The sequence below is a fragment of the Sphingomonas sp. URJC2 genome (genome assembly GCF_059803575.1).
Window position 1 is genome coordinate 1 of sequence record NZ_JAPFGX010000078.1, and the last position, 2,331, is coordinate 2,331.

The 2,331-nt window shown below is 66.3% G+C and carries 2 protein-coding genes; both read left to right on the top strand.

The genetic code is table 11. The features are described 5' to 3' along the window. Window positions 1-114: 114 nt before the first annotated feature. A complete protein-coding gene (gene infC / locus OPU66_RS14845; RefSeq protein WP_498554423.1) occupies window positions 115-648 on the top strand; it encodes a translation initiation factor IF-3 in 534 nt (177 codons plus the stop codon). Between the two features lie 25 nt (window positions 649-673). Further along, window positions 674-2,197 carry a cryptochrome/photolyase family protein gene (locus OPU66_RS14850; protein WP_498554424.1) on the top strand — a complete coding sequence of 508 codons (1,524 nt, stop codon included), beginning with the start codon at window positions 674-676 and terminating at the stop codon, window positions 2,195-2,197. The last annotated feature ends 134 nt before the right edge of the window (window positions 2,198-2,331 follow it).

Here is a 2,331-nt window from a genome sequence, read left to right on the forward strand (position 1 = left end):
CCGGCCCGCCACAAACAACACCCCGGCCCGGTAAAGCCGCTTTCAATGCACGCCCCGAACCATTAGGTTGGGGCAGTTCGATTGCTCAACAGGAGAAGCTCTATACGTCCTCCCATGATGCGGCGTCCGATGGCGCCCCCGCCGATGAATGGTCCGCGGTACAATGAGTTCATCCAGTCGCCCAAGGTGCGGGTGATTGATGAGAATGGCGAGAATCTCGGCGTGATGTACACGCGCGAGGCGATGGAGCAGGCGCAGAGCGTCGGGCTCGATCTGGTCGAGGTGTCGCCCAACGCCGACCCGCCCGTCGCCAAATTCCTCGATGTCGGCAAGTTCAAGTACGAGGCGCAGAAAAAGGCGAACCTCGCCCGCAAGTCGCAGAAGACGCAGGAGATCAAAGAGATCAAAATGCGTCCGAACATCGACGATCATGATTATGATACGAAGATGAAGAAGATCATCGAGTTCATCGGTGACGGCGACAAGGTGAAGGTCACGCTGCGCTTTCGCGGCCGCGAACTCAGCCATGGCCAGCTCGGCATGATCCTGCTCCAGCGCGTGCAGGGCGATGTCACCGAAATCGCCAAGGTCGAGGCGCATCCGCGCATGGAAGGCCGGCAGATGCTGATGGTGCTCGCGCCCAAGTGAGGCGCTTGGGCCGGGGACCGCTTCCATGACGATTCTGGTTCCCGTGATTGGCGACCAGCTGTCGGCCGGGCTGTCGGCGCTGCGTGGCGTCGACCCGGCCGATGCGGTCGTGCTGATGATGGAGGTGGCGGGCGAGGCCGTCTATGTCCGCCACCACAAGGCCAAGATCGCCTTCATCCTGTCGGCGATGCGCCATCATGCCGAGGCGCTGCGCGCCGCCGGCTGGCGCGTCGATTATGTTCGCCTCGACGATCCCGACAACAGCGGCAGCCTGACCGGCGAGGTCGCGCGCGCCATTGCCCGCCATGCGCCCGCGCGAATCATCGTCACCCATGCCGGCGAATGGCGGGTGCAGGCGATGATCGAGGCGTGGGAAACGCTGTTCGGCCTGCCGGTCGAGATTCGCGGCGATGACCGGTTCATCTGTTCGCCGGCGACGTTCGCGCGCTGGGCCGATGGGCGCAAGCAGCTGCGGATGGAATATTTCTACCGCGACATGCGCCGCCAGACCGGGCTGCTGATGGATGGCGACGCGCCCGAGGGCGGGCAGTGGAATTACGATCACGACAATCGCAAGCCCGCCACCGCCGATCTGTTCGTGCCCACCCCCCATGCCGAGCAGCCCGATCAGATCACCGCCGAGGTGCTGGCGCTGGTCGCGGCGCGCTTTGCCGATCATCCGGGGCGGCTCGACCGCTTTGCCTTTGCGGTCACGCGCGCCGGGGCGCTGGCCGCGCAGTCGCGTTTTCTGGCCGAGGCGCTGCCCCGGTTCGGCGACTATCAGGACGCGATGCTCGCCGGGCGGCCCTATCTGTGGCACGCGGTGCTCAGCCCCTATCTCAATGCCGGGCTGCTCGACCCGCTGGAGTTGTGCCGCGCGGTCGAGGCCGAATATCGTGCCGGGCGCGCGCCGCTCAACGCCGCCGAGGGCTTTATCCGCCAGGTGATCGGCTGGCGCGAATATGTGCGCGGCATCTATTGGTGGGCAGGCCCTGATTATGCGCAGCGCAACGCGCTGGGCGCGACGCGGCCGCTGCCCGGTTTCTACTGGACCGGGCGGACCGACATGCGCTGCCTGGCCGAGGCGATCGGCCAGACGCTCGACCTTGCTTATGCGCATCACATCCAGCGGCTGATGGTCACGGGAAACTTCGCGCTGCTGATCGGCGCGGACCCGGTGGCGGTGCATGAATGGTATCTGGCGGTCTATGCCGATGCCTATGAATGGGTCGAACTGCCCAACACGCTGGGGATGAGCCAGTTTGCCGATGGCGGCGTGCTTGCGTCCAAGCCCTATGCCGCGTCGGGGGCCTATATCGACCGCATGTCGGATTATTGCGGCGGCTGCCGGTACAAGGTGGCGGTCAAGACCGGGCCGGATGCCTGCCCGTTCAACAGCCTTTACTGGCATTTCCTCGACCGCAACCGGCCGGTGCTGGGCGGCAATCCGCGCCTCGCCATGCCCTATCGCAGCTGGGACCGGATGGCCCCGGACCGCCAGCGGGCGCTGATCGCCCAGGCCGAGAACTTCCTCGCCAGGCTCGACTGAGCGGGGGGTGCGCGTTCTTTGTGCGCGCCTGTCGGCGCGAGGGCGGCACCGGCCCGCACCCCCACCCGGCCTCCCACAGTGTATCCTGCCGTTGGGAGGCCGGGTGGGGGTGCGGGCCGGTGCCGCTCTTCCCA